Source organism: Pseudomonas sp. PvP001 (assembly GCF_040546375.1).
GTDB classification, from domain to species: Bacteria; Pseudomonadota; Gammaproteobacteria; order Pseudomonadales; family Pseudomonadaceae; genus Aquipseudomonas; species Aquipseudomonas coleopterorum.
The window spans coordinates 4828849-4849397 of sequence record NZ_JBEPNQ010000001.1 but is presented as its reverse complement, the minus strand read 5'-3'; the positions used below and the strand labels follow the sequence as shown (position 1 = coordinate 4849397).

General features: G+C 61.8%; 20 protein-coding genes, 1 tRNA gene and 1 pseudogene. 10 read left to right on the top strand and 12 right to left on the bottom strand.

Going from position 1 to position 20549, the window contains the following annotated elements; genetic code table 11:
- A partial coding sequence (locus tag ABMD26_RS22060) for an NAD(P)-dependent alcohol dehydrogenase (protein WP_354311862.1) occupies positions 1-1000 on the bottom strand: 1000 nt, incomplete at its 3' end.
- 170 nt (positions 1001-1170) lie between these two features.
- Here ABMD26_RS22060 and ABMD26_RS22055 point away from each other — a divergent pair.
- Positions 1171-2055, top strand: coding sequence for an AraC family transcriptional regulator (locus ABMD26_RS22055; protein WP_043189436.1), 885 nt, complete (start codon positions 1171-1173; stop codon positions 2053-2055).
- 726 nt (positions 2056-2781) lie between these two features.
- Here the strand turns inward: ABMD26_RS22055 and gntR are convergent.
- A complete protein-coding gene (gntR, locus tag ABMD26_RS22050) occupies positions 2782-3798 on the bottom strand; it encodes an HTH-type transcriptional regulator GntR (protein WP_354311769.1) in 1017 nt (338 codons plus the stop codon).
- Positions 3799-3979: 181 nt separating this feature from the next.
- Here gntR and ABMD26_RS22045 point away from each other — a divergent pair, with 181 nt between their 5' ends.
- Positions 3980-4510 carry a gluconokinase gene (locus ABMD26_RS22045; protein WP_354311768.1) on the top strand — a complete coding sequence of 177 codons (531 nt, stop codon included), beginning with the start codon at positions 3980-3982 and terminating at the stop codon, positions 4508-4510.
- A gap of 105 nt (positions 4511-4615) precedes the next feature.
- Positions 4616-5968, top strand: coding sequence for a GntP family permease (locus ABMD26_RS22040; RefSeq protein WP_056842757.1), 1353 nt, complete (start codon positions 4616-4618; stop codon positions 5966-5968).
- A gap of 178 nt (positions 5969-6146) precedes the next feature.
- Here the strand turns inward: ABMD26_RS22040 and araH are convergent, their stop codons facing one another.
- The 3 genes from araH to ABMD26_RS22025 form a co-directional block, all read right to left on the bottom strand.
- Positions 6147-7112 carry an L-arabinose ABC transporter permease AraH gene (gene araH / locus ABMD26_RS22035; protein WP_354311767.1) on the bottom strand — a complete coding sequence of 322 codons (966 nt, stop codon included), beginning with the start codon at positions 7110-7112 and terminating at the stop codon, positions 6147-6149.
- Positions 7113-7133: 21 nt separating this feature from the next.
- Positions 7134-8633, bottom strand: coding sequence for an L-arabinose ABC transporter ATP-binding protein AraG (araG, locus tag ABMD26_RS22030; protein WP_354311766.1), 1500 nt, complete (start codon positions 8631-8633; stop codon positions 7134-7136).
- A gap of 76 nt (positions 8634-8709) precedes the next feature.
- Entirely contained in the window at positions 8710-9711 is a 1002-nt protein-coding gene (locus ABMD26_RS22025) for a substrate-binding domain-containing protein (RefSeq protein ID WP_122742312.1), read from the bottom strand.
- 292 nt (positions 9712-10003) lie between these two features.
- Here ABMD26_RS22025 and ABMD26_RS22020 point away from each other — a divergent pair, with 292 nt between their 5' ends.
- Positions 10004-11155, top strand: a complete 1152-nt coding sequence (locus tag ABMD26_RS22020) for an aldose epimerase family protein (protein WP_354311765.1) — start codon at positions 10004-10006, stop codon at positions 11153-11155.
- A gap of 422 nt (positions 11156-11577) precedes the next feature.
- Positions 11578-12775 (top strand): annotated as a pseudogene (locus ABMD26_RS22015) (MFS transporter).
- Here ABMD26_RS22015 and ABMD26_RS22010 read toward each other — a convergent pair.
- The 3 genes from ABMD26_RS22010 to ABMD26_RS22000 form a co-directional block, all read right to left on the bottom strand.
- Positions 12776-13045, bottom strand: coding sequence for a DUF1652 domain-containing protein (locus tag ABMD26_RS22010; RefSeq protein WP_122742315.1), 270 nt, complete (start codon positions 13043-13045; stop codon positions 12776-12778).
- Between the two features lie 141 nt (positions 13046-13186).
- Positions 13187-13354, bottom strand: coding sequence for a DUF6021 family protein (locus tag ABMD26_RS22005; RefSeq protein WP_167375933.1), 168 nt, complete (start codon positions 13352-13354; stop codon positions 13187-13189).
- A gap of 50 nt (positions 13355-13404) precedes the next feature.
- A complete protein-coding gene (locus tag ABMD26_RS22000) occupies positions 13405-13530 on the bottom strand; it encodes a hypothetical protein (RefSeq protein ID WP_090358366.1) in 126 nt (41 codons plus the stop codon).
- Between the two features lie 285 nt (positions 13531-13815).
- Here ABMD26_RS22000 and ABMD26_RS21995 point away from each other — a divergent pair, with 285 nt between their 5' ends.
- Together ABMD26_RS21995 and ABMD26_RS21990 are read left to right on the top strand one after the other, a co-directional pair.
- Positions 13816-15102, top strand: coding sequence for a DUF2254 domain-containing protein (locus tag ABMD26_RS21995; RefSeq protein WP_354311764.1), 1287 nt, complete (start codon positions 13816-13818; stop codon positions 15100-15102).
- Positions 15103-15223: 121 nt separating this feature from the next.
- Complete coding sequence (locus ABMD26_RS21990; RefSeq protein ID WP_354311763.1) at positions 15224-15763, top strand: hypothetical protein; 540 nt, start codon at positions 15224-15226, stop codon at positions 15761-15763.
- A 100-nt stretch (positions 15764-15863) separates the two neighbouring features.
- On the opposite strand, the gene ABMD26_RS21985 is transcribed toward ABMD26_RS21990, so the two are convergent.
- Entirely contained in the window at positions 15864-16112 is a 249-nt protein-coding gene (locus ABMD26_RS21985; protein WP_043189409.1) for a CsbD family protein, read from the bottom strand.
- 160 nt (positions 16113-16272) lie between these two features.
- Positions 16273-16950, bottom strand: a complete 678-nt coding sequence (locus ABMD26_RS21980; RefSeq protein ID WP_049859527.1) for a glycosyltransferase family 2 protein — start codon at positions 16948-16950, stop codon at positions 16273-16275.
- A gap of 243 nt (positions 16951-17193) precedes the next feature.
- Between ABMD26_RS21980 and ABMD26_RS21975 the strand changes: the two genes are divergently transcribed.
- Positions 17194-17844, top strand: coding sequence for a DUF2238 domain-containing protein (locus ABMD26_RS21975; RefSeq protein ID WP_134722418.1), 651 nt, complete (start codon positions 17194-17196; stop codon positions 17842-17844).
- 13 nt (positions 17845-17857) lie between these two features.
- Here the strand turns inward: ABMD26_RS21975 and ABMD26_RS21970 are convergent, their stop codons facing one another.
- Both ABMD26_RS21970 and ABMD26_RS21965 read right to left on the bottom strand, forming a co-directional pair.
- On the bottom strand, positions 17858-18025 hold the full coding sequence (locus ABMD26_RS21970) for a hypothetical protein (protein ID WP_192000613.1): 168 nt from the start codon (positions 18023-18025) through the stop codon (positions 17858-17860).
- 91 nt (positions 18026-18116) lie between these two features.
- Positions 18117-18207 (bottom strand) — tRNA-Ser (locus ABMD26_RS21965).
- Between the two features lie 142 nt (positions 18208-18349).
- Here ABMD26_RS21965 and ABMD26_RS21960 point away from each other — a divergent pair.
- Together ABMD26_RS21960 and ABMD26_RS21955 are read left to right on the top strand one after the other, a co-directional pair.
- Positions 18350-19021 (top strand): Bax inhibitor-1/YccA family protein, encoded by a 672-nt coding sequence (locus ABMD26_RS21960; protein ID WP_354311762.1) that lies wholly within the window; start codon positions 18350-18352, stop codon positions 19019-19021.
- Positions 19022-19179: 158 nt separating this feature from the next.
- Positions 19180-20544: a nucleobase:cation symporter-2 family protein gene (locus ABMD26_RS21955; RefSeq protein ID WP_354311761.1), complete on the top strand. Its 1365-nt coding sequence runs from the start codon at positions 19180-19182 to the stop codon at positions 20542-20544.
- The last annotated feature ends 5 nt before the right edge of the window (positions 20545-20549 follow it).

Here is a 20549-nt window from a genome sequence, read left to right as displayed (position 1 = left end):
CGTGCATACGCTCGAAGGCTTCGTTGATGTTCTTGATGTCCAGCATCTCGATATCACAGGTGATGTTGTGCTCGGCGCAGAAATCCAGCACTTCCTGGGTTTCCTTGATGCCACCGATCAACGAACCGGCCAGCACACGGCGCTTGAGCACCAGGTTGGCTGCGTGCAGCGCAGGGTCTACCGGCTGGATCAACCCGACCAGAATGTGCACGCCGTCGAAACGCAGGGTTTCCAGGTAGGGGTTCAGGTCGTGAGGCACCGGAATGGTGTCGAGCAGGAAGTCGAAGGTTTCGGCAGCGGCTTTCATCTGCTCGGCATCGGTCGACACGATGACATGGTCCGCGCCCTGGCGGCGGCCTTCGGCAGCCTTGCTCGCCGAACGGGTGAACAGCGTCACTTCGGCGCCCAGCGCCTTGGCGAACTTGATGCCCATGTGGCCCAGGCCACCCATGCCCAGAATGCCGACCTTGTCACCCGGCTTGACGCCGTAGTGCTTGAGCGGCGAATAGGTGGTGATGCCTGCACAGAGGATTGGCGCAGCGTTGGCCGCATCGAGGCCGTCGGGAATGCGCACCACGAAGTTCTCGCTGACGACGATGCTGTCCGAGTAGCCGCCCATGGTGTTGGTGCCATCGATACGGTCGGGCGTGGCATAGGTCATGGTCGGACCTTCCAGGCAGTATTGCTCGAGGTCGGCGTGACAGGCATCGCAGTGCTGGCACGAGTCGACCATGCAGCCCACGCCCACGCGGTCACCGACGGCGTACTTCTGCACCTGGTCTCCGACGGCGACGACGCGGCCAACGATCTCGTGGCCTGGTACCAGCGGATACACGGCGATGCCCCAGTCGTTGCGAGCCTGGTGCAGGTCGGAGTGGCAGACGCCGCAGAATTCGATGGCGATGCTGACGTCGTCGGGGCGCAGGGCACGACGTTCGAAGCTCAGGGGAGCCAGTGGCGTGGTGGGCGAAAGCGCGGCGTAGCCGAGTGCCTTGGACATGTTGAAACCTCTCGAAACGAAGATGATCAGGCGCCGATTGTGGCCCTCACGCGCGCTCGCGGCCATGTCCGATCCTGCGCGATGCATGCCCATTCCTCCGAGCACCCCGCAAACGGGGCCCGAACGTGCGATCATGGACGACTGATTTCATGCCTGATCCGTGGTATCCCATGAGCCTGACCAAACACCTCGACGCCAACGCCCGCCTGGTAGAACTGATCCGTCCGCTCGCCGTTGCCGATGACTGGATCCCTACCTCCATCGACGGCTTGCGGGTGGTTTCGTGCCGCAGCCATATCGCGCGCACCGCGCAGATCTACGAACCGAGCCTGATGGTGATCGCCCAAGGCAGCAAGCTGGCGTACCTGGGCGAGCGCACCCTGGAGTATGGCGCCGGGCATTACCTGATCCAGGCCCTGCCGGTGCCGTTCGAGTGCGAGACCTTCGCCAGTGAACAGCTGCCCCTGCTCGGCGTGTCGATACCGATCGATCGCACGTTGCTGGGTGAACTGGTCCTGGCCATGGAGCCCGGGCCGAGTCAGGCGCAGACCACCGAGTCGATGACCGCCGTGCCGCTGGACGATTCCATGCGCGGGGCCGTGGAGCGGCTGCTGCAGTGTCTGCACGATCCCCAGGACCGCTTGGCCATGGGCCAGGCTCGCCTGCGCGAAGTCCTCTATACCGCTTTGCGCGGGCCCAATGGCCATGTGCTGCGTGCCTTGGTGGAGCAACAGGGGCAATTCGCCCGCATCGCTGGCGCGTTGTCCTGGCTGCATGCGCATTACGAAGAGCCGTTGCAGGTCGATGACCTGGCCCGTCGCGCGAACATGAGTGCCTCGACCTTCCACGAGCATTTCAAGCGCAACACCCTGGCCTCGCCGGTGCAATACATCAAGCGCCTGCGCCTGCTCAAGGCCCGCGCACTGCTGGTGGCCGACGCAATGAACGTCAGCCAGGTTGCGTTGAAGGTGGGCTACCAGAGCAGTTCGCAGTTCAGCCGCGAGTACAAGCGCCTCTTCAACCACAGCCCCGGCCAGGAACGCGACCTACGCTGAATTCCAGCGCAACGTCAGGTACAGCACCGCCCCTGTAGCAGCGGCGCAAGCCGCGTCCGGCTTCACCGCGTGGCATCAGACACACCGCACCCACCGCCGACGCGGCTCGCGCCGCTGCTACAGAGGCGCCGCGATCCCCTGTAGCAGCGGTGCAAGCCGCGTCCGGCTTCACCGCGTGCCATCAGACACACCGCATCCACCGCCGACGCGGCTCGCGCCGCTGCTACAGAGGCACCGCAATCCCCTGTAGCAGCGGCGCAAGCCGCGTCCGGCTTCACCGCGTGGCATCAGACACACCGCACCCATCGCCGACGCGGCTCGCGCCGCTGCTACACAAGCGCTGCGATCCCTGTAGCAGCGGCGCAAGCCGCGTCCAGCCTCACCGCGTGGCATCAGACACACCGCACCCACCGCCGACGCGGCTCGCGCCGCTGCTACACAAGCGCCGCGATCCCTGTAGCAGCGGCGCAAGCCGCGTCCGGCTTCACCGCGTGGCATCAGACACACCGCATCTACCGCCGACGCGGCTCGCGCCGCTGCTACACAAGCGCCGCGATCCGCTGTGGGAGCGGGCTCTGCCCGCGAAGGGCGCGCTGCGGTATAACAGGCACACCGCATCCACCGCCGACGCGGCTCGCGCCGCTGCTACACAAGCGCCGCGATCCACTGTGGGAGCGGGCTCTGCCCGCGAAGGCCGCGCTGCGGTACGCCAGACACACCGCAGTATCAGGTTTCGCGCACGACCAATTCGAAGCCCAGGTCGATCGCCTGGGCGCAATGACGCTTGCCATCCATGCTGTCGAGCAACATCTGCGCCGCCTTGCGCCCGATCTGCGCGCGCGGGGTGCGGATCGAGGTCAACCGCGGCACCAGGTGGGCCGACCCCGGCAGATCATTGAACCCCACCATGCCGACCCGATCCGGAACGGCAATGCCCTGGCGCTGCGCCTCGTAGATCGCGCCCTGGGCCAGGTCGTCGTTGCAGAAGAACACGCCGTCCACGTCCGGATGCCGACGCATCAGGTCGGCGAACAACTCGCCACCCAGGCCGATCGACGAAGGCTGCGGACACAGCACTTCAAGTTGCGGATCGTGCACCCCTTCCGCCTCGAGCGCCGCCCTGAACCCCTCGGCCCGCTGCATCACGCGTGGATCGAGCTGCGCCGCCACGTATCCCAGGCGCCGCCGCCCGGCGGCCAGCAGATGCCGCGCCGCCACACTCCCGGCCTGCTCCTGGGAAAAACCGACGCAGGCGCCTTGGCCCTCAGCACCCAGCTCCATCATGTGCACGCACGGCACACCGCTGTTGTGCAACATGACCTGGGAGCGTTCGCTGCGGCTCATGCCCGTCAGCAGCATCCCACCCGGCTTGTAGGCCAGGTAGTTGCGAATGAGGTTTTCCTCTTCGTCGACATCGTAGTGATAGTTGCCGATCAACACTTCCAGCCCACGCGGACGCATCACTTCATGGATGGCTTCCAGTGTGTCGATGAACAATTGGTTGGAGAGAGAAGGAATGAGCACCACCACCGACTGACTCTGCGCCGACGCCAGCGCCCGTGCCGCCGGATTGACCACGTAACCCAGCGCTTGCGCGGCTTCCAGCACTTTGCTGGCCAGTTGTGGAGCAACCGTGGACACCCCGCGCAATGCGCGCGAAGCGGTAATGGGAGAAACACCTGAAAGTTTGGCAACTTCGGCCAGGGTCGGTAGGCCGGTTGCGCGTGAGCCGATTCGCGCCATGATTCTTGTTGTTATCTACTTGCAATGAAAAAGAGTTGAGGTAAGGTAGCGCTGTCTCGAATCCAGAGCAATAATGATTTGTGCCTTGCTATTACTGCAGGCTGCACCAGACTGCTTTGACAAGATCAATAAGATGAGGGCGCCGTATCCATACCCGGTGCGCCCCAGCAGGAGTGACTTGATGAATGCCCCTCTGAACGCTTTGGTGGTGATGGGAGTATCCGGCTGCGGCAAGAGCAGCGTCGGTGCAGCCATCGTCGGTCGCAGCGGCGGCCGCCTGATCGAAGGCGACAGCTTTCATCCCGAAGCCAACATCGCCAAGATGAGCGCCGGCACTCCCCTCGACGACCAGGACCGCGCCGGCTGGCTGCTGCGTCTGGGCGAAGAAATGCGCGCCTGTATCGAATCGGGACAGCGCCCGGTACTGACCTGCTCCGCCCTCAAGCTCAAGTACCGCGAAACCCTGCGCAACGCCGTGCCCGGCCTGGGCTTCGTGTTTCTCGAACTGACCCGCGAAGAAGCCGCCAATCGCGTTGCTCACCGGCCCGGTCACTTCATGCCGGCCAGCCTCATCGACAGCCAGTTCGCTACCCTGGAGCGGCCCACCGGTGAAGCATTGACCCTGCCCCTGGATGCCACAGTCCCCATCGTGGAGCTGGCGCAGCAGGTGGAAAACTGGCTGGTCGAGCATGGCGCCTCCACGCTGGCTTGAACGGCTTTTGAAGACAGCGCTATCTGAGCTTTCCGCCCGGCAGCGCCCGATGTTCCCAACCACAACCGTTGCGCCCACAACAACGACAACACGAGGCAGACCTTTATGTTTGGCTTAGCTCACGACACCTACTTGCTGCTTGATGCACTGGTCACCATCATTGGTCTGATCGTGCTCATCACCCAGTTCAAGGTTCACCCCTTCGTCGCCCTGACCATCGCGGCGATCTTCCTGGGCCTGACATCCGGTCTGCCGGTGGTCAAGGTCATGAAGTCGTTCCAGGATGGCTTCGGTGGGGTCCTTGGCTTCGTCGGCATCATCCTCGCGCTGGGCACCATGCTCGGCAAACTGATGGCCGACTCGGGGGGCGCCGACCAGATCGCGCAGACCTTGATCCGCAAGTTCGGGGTCAAGCGCATCCACTGGGCGATGATGTTCTCCGCCTTTCTGGTGGGCATCCCGCTGTTCTTCGAGATCGGCTTCGTACTGCTGATCCCCTTGGTGTTCATCGTCGCCCGCCGTTCCGGCGTGTCGCTGGTGAAGATCGGTATCCCGCTGCTCGCCGGCCTTTCGGTGGTGCACGGGCTGGTCCCGCCGCATCCGGGCCCGCTGCTGGCCATCGGCATCTTCAACGCTGATATCGGCAAGACCATTCTCTACGGGCTTATCGTCGGCCTGCCCACCGCGATGATCGCCGGCCCGATCTTCGGTTCGTTCATTTCCAAATACATTCCGGGCAATCCTTCCAAGGAACTGATGGACCAGATCGCCAAGGAGTCGGACAACCAGAACCTGCCCAGCTTCGCGGTGACCCTGATCACCATCCTGCTGCCCGTGTTCCTGATGATGCTCAAGACCTTCGCCGACGTGGCGCTGCCGGCGGAAAACCTGTTCCGCCAGTGGATGGACTTCATCGGTCACCCGATCACCGCCCTGCTCGCCGCCCTGCTGCTGGCCTTCTACACCTTCGGCGTGGCGCGCGGTTTCGACCGGGCGAAGATCATGAAGCTGCTGGACCAGAGCCTGGCGCCCACTGCGGCCATCGTGCTGATCGTCGGTGCCGGCGGTGGATTCAAGCAGATGCTGGTGGACACCGGTGTGGGCAACATCATTGGGCAGATGGCCGTGCAGGCCGAGGTCAACCCGATCCTGCTGGCCTGGCTGGTCGCTGCGGTGATTCGCGTCGCGACCGGTTCGGCGACGGTAGCGACCATTACCGGTGCGGGCATCGTCGCCCCGGTCATCGGCATGATGCCCGGCGTGAACCGTGAGCTGCTGGTGCTGGCTACCGGCGCCGGTTCGGTGATCCTGTCACACGTCAACGACGCCGGTTTCTGGCTGGTCAAGCAGTACTTCAACATGACCGTCACCGAAACCCTGAAGACCTGGACCGTGATGGAAACCATCCTGTCGGTGGTGGGCCTGATCTTCATCCTGCTGCTGTCGCTGGTGGTCTGATCCCCAGCCCGCTTCCACAGAGTGAAATGAACTGTACTCGTGTGGGAGCGGGCTCTGCCCGCGAAAGCCTCCCCGCAACCTGCCTGATGCACCGCGGTGAATCATTCGCGGGCAGAGCCCGCTCCCACGGCATTGCAATGTGGGAGCGGGTCTCTGCCCGCGAAAGCCGCCCCGCAAATCAACGCCGCTTCAAACGATCGATGATCACCGCGATCAACAGGATCGTCCCGCGAATCACGTACTGGTAGAACGTGTCGATGTTTTTCAGGTTCATCGCGTTCTCGATGATCGCCAGAATCAGCACCCCGGCGATCACATGGCGGATCATGCCGATCCCCCCTGCCAGCGACACCCCGCCCAGCACACACGCTGAAATCACCGTCAATTCGAAGCCCTGGCCGATCATCGGCTGGCCCGAGGTCATGCGCGACGCCAGCACCACACCGGCCAGCGCACCGATCACGCCATGTACGGCGAAAATGATGATCTTGGTGCGGTCCACATGCACACCGGCCAGCAAAGCAGCTTCCTGGTTGCCGCCGATGGCCATGGTGTTGCGGCCATAAGTGGTGTAGTTGAGCAGCCAGCCGAAGAAGATGAAACAGACGATGGTGATCAGGATCGGCACCGGCACGCCCAGCAACTGGCCGTTGCCGAAGACGAAGAAGTCCTCCTGCATCACCCCGACCGCTTTGCCGTTGGAAAAGATATAGGCCAGCCCGCGCACGATCTGCATGGTGGCCAGGGTCGCGATCAGCGCATTGATGCGCAGCTTGGCGATGACGATGCCATTGATCAGACCGACGATCAGCCCCATCAACAGGGCCGCGCTAACACCCAGTGGCACGCTGTCGGTGTCGCGCATGACCACCGCCGCAATCACCCCTGCGCAGGCGATCACCGAACCCACGGACAGGTCGAAGTGACCCGACGCCAAGCAGTAGAGCATGGTGCAGGCGGCGATCCCGGTGGTGGAGATGGCCAGCCCGAGCCCGCGCATGTTCAGCGGCGAGAGAAAATTGTCGATGAACATCGTGCACAGCACGAAAATCGCCAGCGCCGCGAGCAGCATGACCCACTCGTCCAGAAAGCGGCGCAGGTTGAGGCCTTGGCGGGGCGCCGGCAGCGTGTTTTGCGTAGACATATGCACCTCTATTGTTATTGTTCAGCCGCGAGTGCGCGGCAGTGCCAATTGCAGCAACCTGGATTCCTGCGCCTCTTCGCGCAGGACTTCACCGTTCAGCGCACCTTCGCTCATCACCAGGATGCGATCGCTGATGCCGATCACCTCCATCAGGTCGCTGGATACCACGATCACCGCGATGCCGTCGGCGGCCAGCCCATGGATGATCTGGTAGATCTCGGCCTTGGCGCCGATGTCGATGCCGCGCGTGGGCTCGTCGAGCAGCAACACTTTCATCGGCATCGACAGCCATCGGCCGAGAATGGCCTTCTGCTGATTGCCGCCTGAGAGGTACATGATCGGCTGCTCGGCCGACGGGGTCTTGATGTTCAGCGCCTTGATCTGGCGCGCGGCGTTTTCCTTCTCCCACAGGCCCTGCACTAGGCAGCCCAGAGTGAGATGGCGGTCGCGGGCACCGATGTTGATGTTTTCGGCAACGCTGGCCAGCGGCACGATGCCTTCCTTCTTGCGGTCTTCGGGACACAGCAGAATGCCCGCGGCGATGGCGTCGCGCGGATTGGCCAAGGTCAGCGCGCGGCCGTCCAGGGTCAGGCTGCCGGCCTTGCTCGTCGCCAATCCGGACAGCAGCCGCAGAAGCTCGGTGCGGCCCGCCCCCACCAGACCGAAGAAACCCAGCACTTCGCCTTTGGCAACACTGAAGCTGATCGGCTCCTGCAACCCTGGGCCCAGCAAACCCTCGACACGCAGTGCCTCGCCCTGGTGAGGACGGGCACGATAGTTGTAGATGTCCTGGATATCGCGGCCGACCATGCAGGTCACCAACTGGTCATGGGTCAGCTGGGCCATGTCGTCGAAGGTGCGCACGTAGCGCCCGTCCTTGAACACCGTCACCGCGTCGCAGATGCGGAATATCTCTTCCATGCGATGAGAGACGTACAGCACCACCCTGCCCTCGTCGCGCAGCTTGGCGATGATCGCCATCAGCCGATCGATCTCTCGCGCCGAAAGGCTACTGGTCGGTTCGTCGAAGGCAATCACATGGGCATTGCGCGACATGGCCTTGGCGATCTCCACCAACTGCCGCTGCCCCAGCGACAGACTGCCCAGCCGCTGGCGCGGATCGATCTCGTCGGCCAGCCCGGCCAGCAGTTCGCTCGCCCGGCGCAGCATGGCGCCGCGATCGATCAAGCCGAACCGCGACGGCATGTGCCCAAGCAACAGGTTCTCGGCAACGCTCATCTCCGGCACCAGATGCAGTTCCTGGTGGATCACCGCCACGCCACTGCCGATGCTTTCCGCTGCGGATTTGAAGACCAGGGTCTGAGCGCCGATCTGCAGGCTGCCGACACTGGGCTGGTAGGCACCGCCGAGTATCTTGAGCAGGGTTGACTTGCCGGCACCGTTTTCGCCCATCAGCGCATGGACACTGCCGGGACGGACTTCGAAGTTGATGTCCGACAGGGCGCGCACGCCTGGAAAATTCTTGCCGATACCGTTGAAACGCAATGACTCTACACGCATGGATACCACTCCAGAGCAGGCATCACGGCAGGCCGTGAAGAAGCGGCCTCTGCCGGGGCAGAGGCCATGGGTCAGATCAGTTCCACAAACCGATCTTTTCCAGTTCCTGCTTGAAGTTCTCGCGCGTGATCAGGGTCACGTCATCCATGGCGGTGTATTTGGGCGGTTCTTTGCCGGTGGTGACCCACTCGAACATCATGCTCGCCGTGTTGTAGCCCTCGGTATGGGGGCTGGGCAGCATCGAGCCGAAGAAGCCGCTGTTGGCCTTCTTCAGTTCACCGATGGCATCGGTGCCATTGATGCCGATACCGATCACGTTGGCAGCAGCGAACCCGGCGCTTTCGGTGGCGCGCACGCCGCCCAGCACGGTGTTGTCGTTCATGCCGCCGATGATCAGGTTCTTCGCGCCAGCCGGCAGCTTGACCAGGGTCGAGTTGGTGGCGTCCATGCTGCCCGGCACGTCGAGGGTCTTCTGCGGGGCGAAAAGGATGTGATCAGTCGGCAGACCAGCGGCCTGCAGGGCTTTCACCGAACCATCGGTGCGCTTCTTGCCGGTGTCCAATTCGTTGTAGGTGTTGATGATCGCGTAGGTGTCTTTCCAGTCCCAGCCGCGCTTCTTGGCTTCGCCGGCCATGGCCATGCCTTGTTTCTCGCCCACCTCGAAGGCCGCCATGCCCAGGTAGGGCACATCCTCCATGAACTGACCCTTGGCATCGACGAAGCGATCGTCGACGGCCATTACCTTCATGTCGTTGAGCTTGGCCTTGGCGACGATGGCAGGGCCCAGCGCCACATCCGGCGGGCAGATGACGAAGCCCTTGACGCCGTTGGCGGCCAGGCTGTCGATAGCGGAAAGGGTTTTCTCGCCGTCGGGCACGGCGATCTTGATGACCTTGAAGCCTTTGTCCTTGCCGGCTTTTTCGGCAAAGGCCCACTCGGTCTGGAACCAGGGCTCTTCAGCCTGCTTGACCAGGAAACCGATTTTGACCTCTTCGGCCCAGGAAGCCGATGAGCCTGCGAACATCGCGGCGGTCAGGGCGGCACAGCACAGGGAACGGATCCCGTGACGACTCAACATAGCTAACTCCTTATTTTTATTGAATAGCTACAGCGTCCAGCAACATCAGCGAATAGTCATACCATATATCAGGATGTGCATTTGTAACGTAACGTCACGTTTATGCCGTCGACGGCGGCGTGTCGTCGATCCTGTCAGAAATGACACCACGATCGATCTGCCAAATAGTATTACCATTTATTTTTACGGACGTCGAATTTCAGCTATACCTGCCAGTGCAGCCATCGCCGGAGCCCGGTTGTCCAACCCCGGGATCCAGCCATTTCCTATAAAAAACTACGGAACGCCTTACATGCCTATTCATCAAAAACTGCTCAGCGCCATTGGATTGACCCTCATGACTGCTTCCATTTCTGCCCACGCGGCAGGCTTGACTTCGACCCGCGAAAGCTTCGGCGCGCTGCCCGACGGCACGCCGCTGGAAAAGATCACCCTGAGCAACAGCCATGGCATGAAAGCCAGCATCATCACCTACGGCGCGACCTTGCAGGCGCTGCAGGTGCCTGACAAAAAGGGCGAGGTTGCGGATGTGGTACTGGGCTTCGATGACATTCAGGGCTACCAGGCCAACCCCACCGTGTATTTCGGCGCCACCATTGGCCGCTTCGGCAACCGGCTGGCCGACGGCAAGTTCAGCCTGGATGGGCAGACCTATTCGGTGCCGCTCAATGACAAGAGCAATGCACTGCACGGCGGTACCCGTGGTTTCGACAAGCACGTCTGGGCCGTCGAAGCCAAACAGGATGCCGACCGTGTCACTGCGACTTTCACCTATCGCTCGCCAGACGGCGACATGGGCTTCCCCGGCACGCTGGCGACCGAAGTCACCTACAGCCTGAACGAGCGCAACGAGCTGCGCGTGGACTACAAGGCCACGACCGACAAGCCGACGGTGCTCAACCTGACCAACCACAGCTATTTCAACCTCGCCGGTGCCGGCAGCGGCGATGTGCTCAAGCAGGTTGCAACCCTGCATGCGAGCCGCTACACACCGGTCACGGCGAAGTTGATTCCCACCGGCGAGCTGGCGCCGGTGAAAGGCACGCCGATGGATTTCCTGGCGCCCACTGCCATTGGCAAGAACATTCAGGCCAAGCATGAGCAATTGACCTTCGCCGAGCCCAAACAGGGTGGCTTCGACTTCAACTGGGTACTGGACACCCAAGGCGACCTGAAGCGCGAAGCGGCGAAGGTGACCGACCCGGCATCGGGACGCACCCTGACCCTGTACACCACCGAACCGGGTGTGCAGTTCTACACCAGCAACTTCCTCGACGGCACGGTTCGCGGCAAAGGCGGCAAGCTGTACCCGCACTGGGGCGCTTTCACCCTGGAAACGCAACACTTCCCCGATGCGCCCAACCAGCCCAACTTTGCCAGCACCCGCCTGAATCCCGGCCAGACCTACACCCAGACCACGGTCTTTGCGTTTTCAGCGCAATGATTGCCCGTTCGCGGCCGCGGATCGTGGCCGCATTCTCGCCGGGCAAAAAAAAACCACCGCACTGACGTGAGGTGGCTGAAAATTAACCAAAGAGAGTCGAAGCAGAGCACTTGGCCAGTCGCCATGCGGGGGGAAGAATCAGCGCCTGGCCATGTATTCATCTTCGACAGCAAAGATACCAGCGCAAACAACCCGCCACTATTGCGTTCGTCAATAGTCATTATCGACATATCGAGCGCACCTTTTGTAATCACCGCGGCGACTGCACCTGCACACCCCCGACATCATCACGTACACTCAATCACGTTAACATCTTGAAACGTATGCGCTCATTGCGTGACCCATTGACTGGCACAAGAACGTCGACTTTGAAACGCACCTCTACCGCTATCTTTTCGCAGCCCGGTTTCCGCGCTTTCCTCATGGTGCGCCTTGCGGCCATGTTCGCCATGCAGATCCAGGCGATCGTCGTTGCCTGGCACATGTACGACATGACTCGCCATCCGTTGACCTTGGCCTACGTCGGCCTGGCTCAGTTCATACCCATGGTGCTGTTGCTGCTGCCAGCGGGCGATCTGCTGGACCGCTTCGATCGACGCCGGATTCTGCAGATCAGTTGGGGAGTGTCGGTGCTCTCCTCGGCCGCACTGCTCTGGTTGGCCCTGACTGGAACCGTCGACACCTGGCCGTACTACGTCGCGCTGTTCGTGTTTCGGCTGCACCCGTGCCTTCACCGGGCCGGCGGTGCAGAGCTTGCTTCCGCAGATCGTTGCCCGCGAGCACCTGGCCCAGGCCATCGCCACCAACAGCATGATCATGAAAGTGGCGGTGATTGCCGGCCCATTGCTGGGCGGGCTGTTGTATGCCGCTATCGGCGGCTGGACGTTCGGCGTCTGCCTGCTGGGTTTCGCGATCGGTGTCCTGCTGTTGCAGTGGGTACCCAGCGTGCGCATCGTTCGCCCGGTCGACGATCAGACCACTGCAGTAAGTCGCTTCACCGCCGGTATCCGCTTCATCACCTCACGCCCCATCATTCTCGGTGCCATCTCTCTGGACCTGTTCGCAGTGCTGCTGGGTGGCGTCGTCGCCCTGCTGCCGATCTATGCCGCCGAAATCCTGCATGTGGGCCCGGCCGGGCTTGGTCTGTTGCGCAGCGCCATCGCACTGGGCGAGCTTGGCATGGGCTTCTATTTGAGCATCCGGCCGCTCAACGCGCGCATGGGCCAGCGCATGTTCCTGGCTGTGGCGGTGTTCGGTGTGGCCAACCTGGTGTTCGCCTTGTCGACCTGGTTCTGGGTGTCCTGCGCGGCGCTGTTCGTCGCGGGTGCAGCGGACATGATCAGTGTGTACATCCGCTCTTCGTTGATCCAGTTCGCCACCCCCGATGACATGCGCGGACGGGTCAGCGCGGTCAACATGCTGTTCATCGGCTCTTCGAACGAGTTGGGCGAGTTTCGCGCCGGCGTCAGTGCTACCGCGCTGGGCACTGTACCGGCGGCGCTGTTCGGCGCCATCAGCACGTTGGTGATCGTGGGGCTGTGGACTCGCTTGTTCAGGCCGCTCTGGACCATCGAGAACAACGAGCAGGCCCTGCCGGAACGTCAGAAGCAGCCAGACTGATCAAGGCCTGGCGGCTCCGCGCGGGACGTTGCGGCGGAACCACTCTTGATTGGCCTTGAGCTCGGCTCGCAGCTGGGCGACCAGTTCCGCGATGGCGCGGCTGTTGGACAGCGGCTGGGTATTCACGCCTACCATCAGCAGGTCGACCTGCCCACTGGCCGGGTCCGATACCTCGACCGTCATGGTGCCGCCGGGATTCAGCGTGCAATGACAGCACAGCGGGGCAAAACTGGACTCGACGATGCGGCGCATTTCGTTGGTGGGAATCATGTTGCGGTTCTCCTGGCAATGTCATGGCTGGAGACTTGTCGCAGCGTGCGTGCGCCGTCACGGGACTTGGAAGGCGCAGACACGCTTCACGCGTGGTTACGGCAGGCACACGGCGAGCGCTGCCTGCACAGGCTACCAGAGTCAGTCCTTGGTGCCATAGGGCGGATACGCGTCTGTGTCACCCGTCTCGTCGGATTGCTCGCTTTCAGGCTTCTTTGCAGGCTTGGGCGGATCGATCTGAGGATCGGCCAGATCGGGTGAATCCGGGTCGAAACCCAGGTCGTCGTCGGGCTTGGTGTCGTTGCTCATAAATGCTCCGGTCGTGGATATGCCAATCGGTGGGATGCCTCGGTGCAGCCTCAGGCCACCCCTGGCGGAATGCCGTCCTTGTTGAAGTCCTTGAGCCGCTCCTTTTCTTCCGGTGTGGAATGGGCAGGCGTCTGGTCCTCGGTGTCCTCGGCGGGCGGTTGCTTGTCATCGGCCATGATCGGTTCCTGTCGGTGAGGGGTTCAAGACTGTGAGCCTGCGGACCGATCTTGGGTTCCGTCCAATGTCACAACGGTCCCTGTAGGAGCGGTCAGTGGCCGCGAAAAGGGCACAGCGGTACGTCAGGCAGACCGCACAAACCCATAGCGGCCGATGACCGCTCCTACAGACGGCCATACACGTTGTGACGACGTCATCGTGAAACTTTCACCGAGGTCAGGGACTCAATGTGCAGCCGCGCCCCGACGAGCGCTGCAGGCATACGACTACCCGAGGAATACACGATGATCGCTCGCTGGCGCTGGGCCCTGGGTCAGATGACCAAACGCTTGTGGTTTCGCGCGAGCCTGTTTTCCCTGGCGGGCATCGCCACGGCGCTGATCGCCATCGTCTTCAAGGATTTCGTTCCCGCCGACCTGCCGACGCGGATCGGCGCCGACTCGGTCGACAAGATCCTGGCAATCATCGCCTCCAGCATGCTCGCGGTGACGACCTTTTCGCTCAGCACCATGGTCAGTGCCTACAGTGCCGCCAGCAGCGGCGTGACGCCTCGGGCGACCTCGCTGGTCATGGAGGACACCACCACCCAGAACGCCCTGGCGACCTTCATCGGCTCCTTCCTGTTCAGCCTGGTCGGCATCATCGCCTTGAGCACCGGAGCCTATGGCGCGCAAGGGCGGGTGGTGCTGTTCGCCGTCACTATCGTCATGATCATCCTGATCGTCTACACCCTGCTGCGCTGGATCGATCACCTGTCAAAGCTCGGTCGCGTCGGCGAGACCATCGACCGTGTCGAAGTCGCGGCGCTGCAATCACTGAAGAACCGCGCGCAATGGCCGTACATGGGTGCTGCGCCCTACCCTGTCGACCAGGCCCTGCCGAGGGCCGGTCACAGCGTGCGCAGTGATCAGACCGGCTACGTCCAGCACATCGACGTCGCAGCGCTTGGCGTTCTGGCCGAGAAGCACGGGCTGCGCATCTATATGGAAGTGCTGCCCGGCGCATTCCTGCATCTGGGGGCGCCACTCGCCCGTCTCGTCAACGACGAGGAGGCCCAAACCGCGACCTTCGAAGCGCTTGTCCCGGCCATCCGCGACGCCGTGACCGTGGGCCTGCGCCGCAGTTTCGAGCAGGACCCGCGCTTTGGCATTTCGGTGTTGGCAGAGATCGCGTCCCGCGCCCTGTCGCCGGCCACCAACGACTCGGGGACGGTGATCGACGTGATCGGCCGCGGGGTCAGGTGCCTGACCGCCTGGCACGTACACGGCACAGTTGAGCACCAACCATCCGAGATCGACGCCAACTGCCAACGCGTCTATGTACACGGCCTGCTGATTGCCGACCTGTTCGATGACTTTTTCACCTTGGTGGCGCGCGACGGCGCCGGGCTTCTGGAAGTCGACATTCGCATGATCAAGGCGCTGATCAGCCTGAACGACATCAGCCCAGACGTGTTCGGCGCGCAATGCCGCCTTCATGCTCAGTGGCTGCTGAAACGAGCAGAACTCGCCCTCACGCTGGATGAAGAAAAACAGCGATTGCATACCCTGGCCAAACCATTGCTTGACTGAACATGCCGCCGTCCTGCCCCGTGCAATCCGCTCGACCAACGCCCCTGAACTTGTCTCCCACGTCAGGGGCCTTAGTTGACACTGCACCTGCAGACAACGGTTGTTCAAACAGGAATCGATTATGAAGATAGCTTGCCTGGCGTGGGGATCACTCGTCTGGAAGCCCGGGGCATTACCGGTCTGCGGTCCGTGGCATGAAGATGGCCCGCGCTTTCCCATCGAGCTTTGCAGAGTGGGAGATGGCGGTGAACTGGCCACGGCAATCTGCCTGAATGCACCCTCCCGCCCCGCGCTTTGGGCCCTGCTGGAGAGCGCCAGCCTCGGACACGCCTGCGAGGCGCTGCGTGAACGTGAGCAGATCCCGCGCAGCCGCGACGACGGAATCGGCACCTTCATCCGCAGTGAAACGGACACGGGTGTAATTGCCAGATGGGCTCAAGCCAAAGAAGTGGACGCGGTGATCTGGACAGCTCTTCCTCCCCGCTTCGCTGGAATCGAGGCACGGGTGCCCAGCGTCGATAACGTGATCGGCTATCTAACGGGATTGACAGGGGAAGTTAGGGAACACGCAAGAGAATACATAGAACGACTACCGCAACAAATTCATACGCCTTATCGAGAGGCAATCGAGAACTCGCTGGGCTGGAAAAGACAGATATAAGAGGAAGAACATAGCCGCATTATTGCGGCACTTCCCGACCGTTCGACCGGCACCGAGCCTGGCGTCGAACGATCTGGAAGAAGCAGCGCTACACGACAGATCAGCGACGCAGGAAGCGGCTAACCAGTACGAACACGGCCGCGCCGATGGCCAACGAAGCGCCTGGCTTTTCCTTGACGAAAGCGGACACATTGTTCAAAGCGTCGCCATAGGTCTTGGTCAGTTGGCCAGCCGCTTCGCGACCTGCGCCTTCGGCTTGCAGGGAATGGTCACCGACCAGTTTGCCAACGACGCCTTGAGCCTTGCCAGCAATCTTCTCTGCTACGCCTTCGATCTGTTCGCTTTTCATGTTAGTCCCACCTTGATCAATATTGAGTGACAGTATTTAAAGTATGTAAGCGGAAAAGCTAAGTACTTATTGCATCATCTTAGGGCGTTGCGTCCTGCAAATAGTTCCAACGTTATTTTCAACTTTCATCCTGGAAAGATTCCTGCGGACAATCTTCGTGTCAGGGACTCACGGCCTCGAGTGGCGCGCTGATCGACAGCGATCGCAGGTAATCGCCGAATCCTTCGCGGCAGCGGCAATCCAGACGTGCGCTGGTGGTCACGCAATTCATGGAAGTCCAGGTGATCGACGCACCCGCTTCGTTCAGGTCCGCTACCAGATGGACGTCTTCGTGGGCTTTCAAAGGTTTGAAACCGCCCACCTGACGGTACGCCCGAGCGCTGACGCCCATGTTGGCGCCGTGCACGTGCTTGTGGCCTTCGACAGGGGTATAGAGCGCGTCGTAGCGGGTGCGCACTTCTTCGGCGTGCAGCGACCAGTCATCGATCCGGACCGTGCCGCACACCGCGTCGGTCCGAAAGCGCAGCTGATCCACCAACCAGGTGGCGGGCACCACGGTATCCGCGTCGGTGAACGCAAGCCAGCGCGCGCCCTGCCCCAGCATCAGCTCGGCGCCCGCAGCACGGGTACGACCGACATTGCAGTGGGATACGTCCAGGCTTTGCACCGGATAGCGGCTGACCACCCGTTGAGTCCCGTCGGTGCATTGATCCAGCACGATGACTACGCAGACCTCTTCACCTGCCAAAGCCGGATGCTCACCCGCGATCAGCAACGACTCGATGCATTGGGCAACCACTGCTTCTTCATTATGGGCTGGGACAATGATTCCGATCATGGACAATACCTGTCGTGGGGAGGCCGGCATCCGGCGGCTGTAAGTCTCTTGACCTATCTATCGCGCGTTCGTTGCAGATAGATACGACGGGTGGTAGTGCGCCAAATGTTCATTCTTTTTTTCGATTCGAACGTTTCCAGCGGGCTCCTGCGGATTGCCGGTCACAGGCAGTCACAAGACCGAGCGAATTAATGAGGGGCCAGGGGATCAACCGAATCAGGAACCTTGTTGAGGCAGGCAGCGATGAACACTCGAACGACCGGCGTGGGCTACCTGCACTGCATTGTGCTGCTGGCCCTGATCGTCTCGGGCTGGCAGCCAGTGGACCGGCAGACCTGGTTGATCGAAAACGTCCTGGTACTGGTCGGGGCCGTAGCGGTATGGACCACCCGCAAGCAGTTTTACTGGAGCCGTCGGTCATGGATCATGGTGATCGGTTTCTTGTGCCTGCATGAGGTGGGCACCCACTTCACTTATCCCGAGGTGCCCTACAACTCGGCGGTCTATCTGATCAGCGGTATGGACGTGAATGCAGCGTTCGGCTGGGAGCGCAATCAATACGATCGCTTCGTCCACCTGGCCTATGGACTGCTGCTGAGCTTGCCGCTGCGGGAAATCGTCAGCGAAAAGTGCCATTTGAAGGGTGCTTGGGCGTCGCTGATCGCCTGGTCGCTGGTGCTCTCGACCTCGATGCTCTACGAACTGATGGAGTGGGCTGGGGCTGCGTACGCAGGCGGAGGCGACTCGGCCTTCGTCGGCGCTCAGGGCGACGTCTGGGATGCTCAGAAGGACATGGCGGTGGCCGCTGCGGGCTCGCTGGTGGTGTTGATCTGTCGCGGCCACGCCTTGCGCGACAAGGTTTCGGCCCTGCGCGGCCGCCTGACACCGAACTGACCGGGCGCAACGGTCAGTGCATCAGCACATAACCCAGCATCTGCTTGGCCAGACGCCACGGCTGCCAGACCGAGAGGTGGTCGAAGATCCTGCCGGAGTTGCCCATCACACCCATGACGGTCACGTAGACGACGCCCTTCCTGATCAATCTCGATAGCTTCTTCTTGCTGTAGCGCAACAATCAGGACACCTGCACAAGTGAAGTTCACAGCGTGGCATTTCTGCAGGAGCAGAAACGAAAAAGCCCCGCCAATGCGGGGCTTCACGATGTTTGGCGGGAAACCAGGGATTCGAACCCTGGAGACGCTATTAACGTCCGCCGGTTTTCAAGACCGGTGCATTCAACCACTCTGCCAATTTCCCGATGTCTTGCTGGTTGCTTTGCGGGCGCCATAATACCGTAATGAAACACGCTGTCAAACTCTGGATAGAGCGGCTGCACAGGGGTCTGATATGATCTTTGCATCTGAACGTTTCAGACGTGTTCAATCAAAGGAGTCTCGCCATGCGCGAACAGGATTATGCAGTTAATCAAGGCTCGCAGGTGCAGCAGCTAGAAGTTAGCCGCGTCCTGCGCAACACCTACGGCTTACTGGCCCTCACCCTGGCTTTCAGTGGTGTGATGGCCTACGTCGCGCAGCAGATGCGCGTCGGCTACCCGAACATCTTCGTCGTGCTGATCGGCTTCTACGGCCTGTTCTTCCTGACCAACAAGCTGCGTGATTCGGCCTGGGGCCTGGTGTCCACCTTCGCCCTTACCGGCTTCATGGGCTTCCTGCTCGGCCCGATCCTCAACCGTTATCTGGGCATGCAGGGCGGCGCCGAAGTGGTCAGCTCGGCATTCGCCATGACGGCGCTGGTGTTCGGCGGCCTGTCGGCCTACGTGCTGATCACCCGCAAGGACATGAGCTTCCTGGGCGGCTTCGTCACCGCAGGCTTCTTCGTGCTGCTGGGTGCGGTGCTGGCGAGCTTCTTCTTCCAGATCGCCGGCCTGCAACTGGCGATCAGCGCCGGCTTCGTGCTGTTCTCGTCGGTGTGCATCCTGTTCCAGACCAGCGCGATCATCCACGGTGGCGAGCGCAACTACATCATGGCCACCATCAGCCTGTACGTGTCGATCTACAACCTCTTCGTGAGCCTGCTGCAGCTGTTCGGCATCATGGGTCGCGACGACTGATCCACGGCTTTGAAGTCGAAGCCCGCCTCGTGCGGGCTTTTTCTTGTCTGCAGCTCACAGAGTCTGCGCAAAAACCGTTTTGCCGCGTCGACGACGCGCCGTAGAATCGCGCTCTTTTTCCAAGAGCCATCGCGCGCTCGTTTTCCGGAGCCCTTGCTATGACCGCCCCATTGCCGCCCAGCGACGAATTGATCCTGGGCCTGGAAGACCGTCCCCGGCCATTGCTGGGCCTGCTTGCCGCCCTGCAGCATCTGCTGGCGATCATCGTGCCGATCGTCACGCCGGGGCTATTGATCTGCCAGGCGCTCGGCGTCAGTGCCCGTGACACCAACATGATCGTCTCTATGTCACTGGTCATCTCGGGTATCGCCACGTTCGTGCAGTGCCGTCGCATCGGCCCGTTCGGCGCGGGCCTGCTGATCGTGCAAGGCACCAGCTTCAACTTCGTCGGGCCGCTGATTGCCGGTGGCGCACTGATGGTCCAGCAGGGCACGCCGGTAGAGGCGGTAATGGCGGCCATCTTCGGCGTGGTCATTGCCGGCTCGTTCGTGGAAATCGGGATTTCGCGGATTCTGCCCTTCGTCAAACGACTGATCACCCCCCTGGTCACCGGCATCGTCGTGTTGATGATCGGCCTGACCTTGATCAAGGTCGGGCTGATCAGCATGGGCGGCGGTTTCGGCGCCATGGCCAACGGTACCTTCGCCAATGGCGAAAACCTCATGCTCTCCGGCCTGGTACTGGCGATCATCGTGGTGCTCAATCGCATTCCAGTGACCTGGATGCGCAGTGCGGCCATCGTCATCGCATTGGCCATGGGTTACGCGCTCGCCGGCTACCTGGGTCGATTGGACTTCACCGGCATGCATCAGGCCGCGCTGTTCCAGGTGCCGATGCCTCTGCACTTCGGCCTGGGCTTCTCATGGGTATTGTTCATTCCGATGCTGGTGATCTACCTGGTGACGTCTTTGGAAGCCATCGGTGACGTGACGGCTACCAGCAAAGTGTCGCGCCAACCTGTCGAAGGTCCGCTGTGGATGCAGCGCATCAAGGGCGGCGTCCTGGTCAACGGTGTCAACTCGATGCTGGCCGGGTTGTTCAATACCTTCCCCAGCTCCATCTTCGCCCAGAACAACGGGGTGATTCAGCTCACCGGCATCGCCAGCCGACACATCGGCGTGTGGATCGCCGCGATGCTGATTCTGCTTGGTCTATTCCCCACCGTCGCCGGAGTGATCCAGGCGGTGCCCGAGCCGGTGCTCGGTGGTGCGGCCATGGTGATGTTCGGCGCGGTGGCTGCGTCGGGTATCAATATCCTCGCCAGCGTCGACCTCGATCGCCGGGCGCTATTGATCATCGCGGTATCGCTGGCGCTGGGCCTGGGTGTAGCCCAGGTGCCGGAGTTCCTGGCACACATGCCGGGTGCGCTGCGCAACGTGCTGGAATCGGGCGTGGCCACCGGGGGTATCTGCGCGCTGGTGCTGAACTGGTTCCTGCCGGCCGCGCCTGCGGCTCGCCAGTAAGCCGC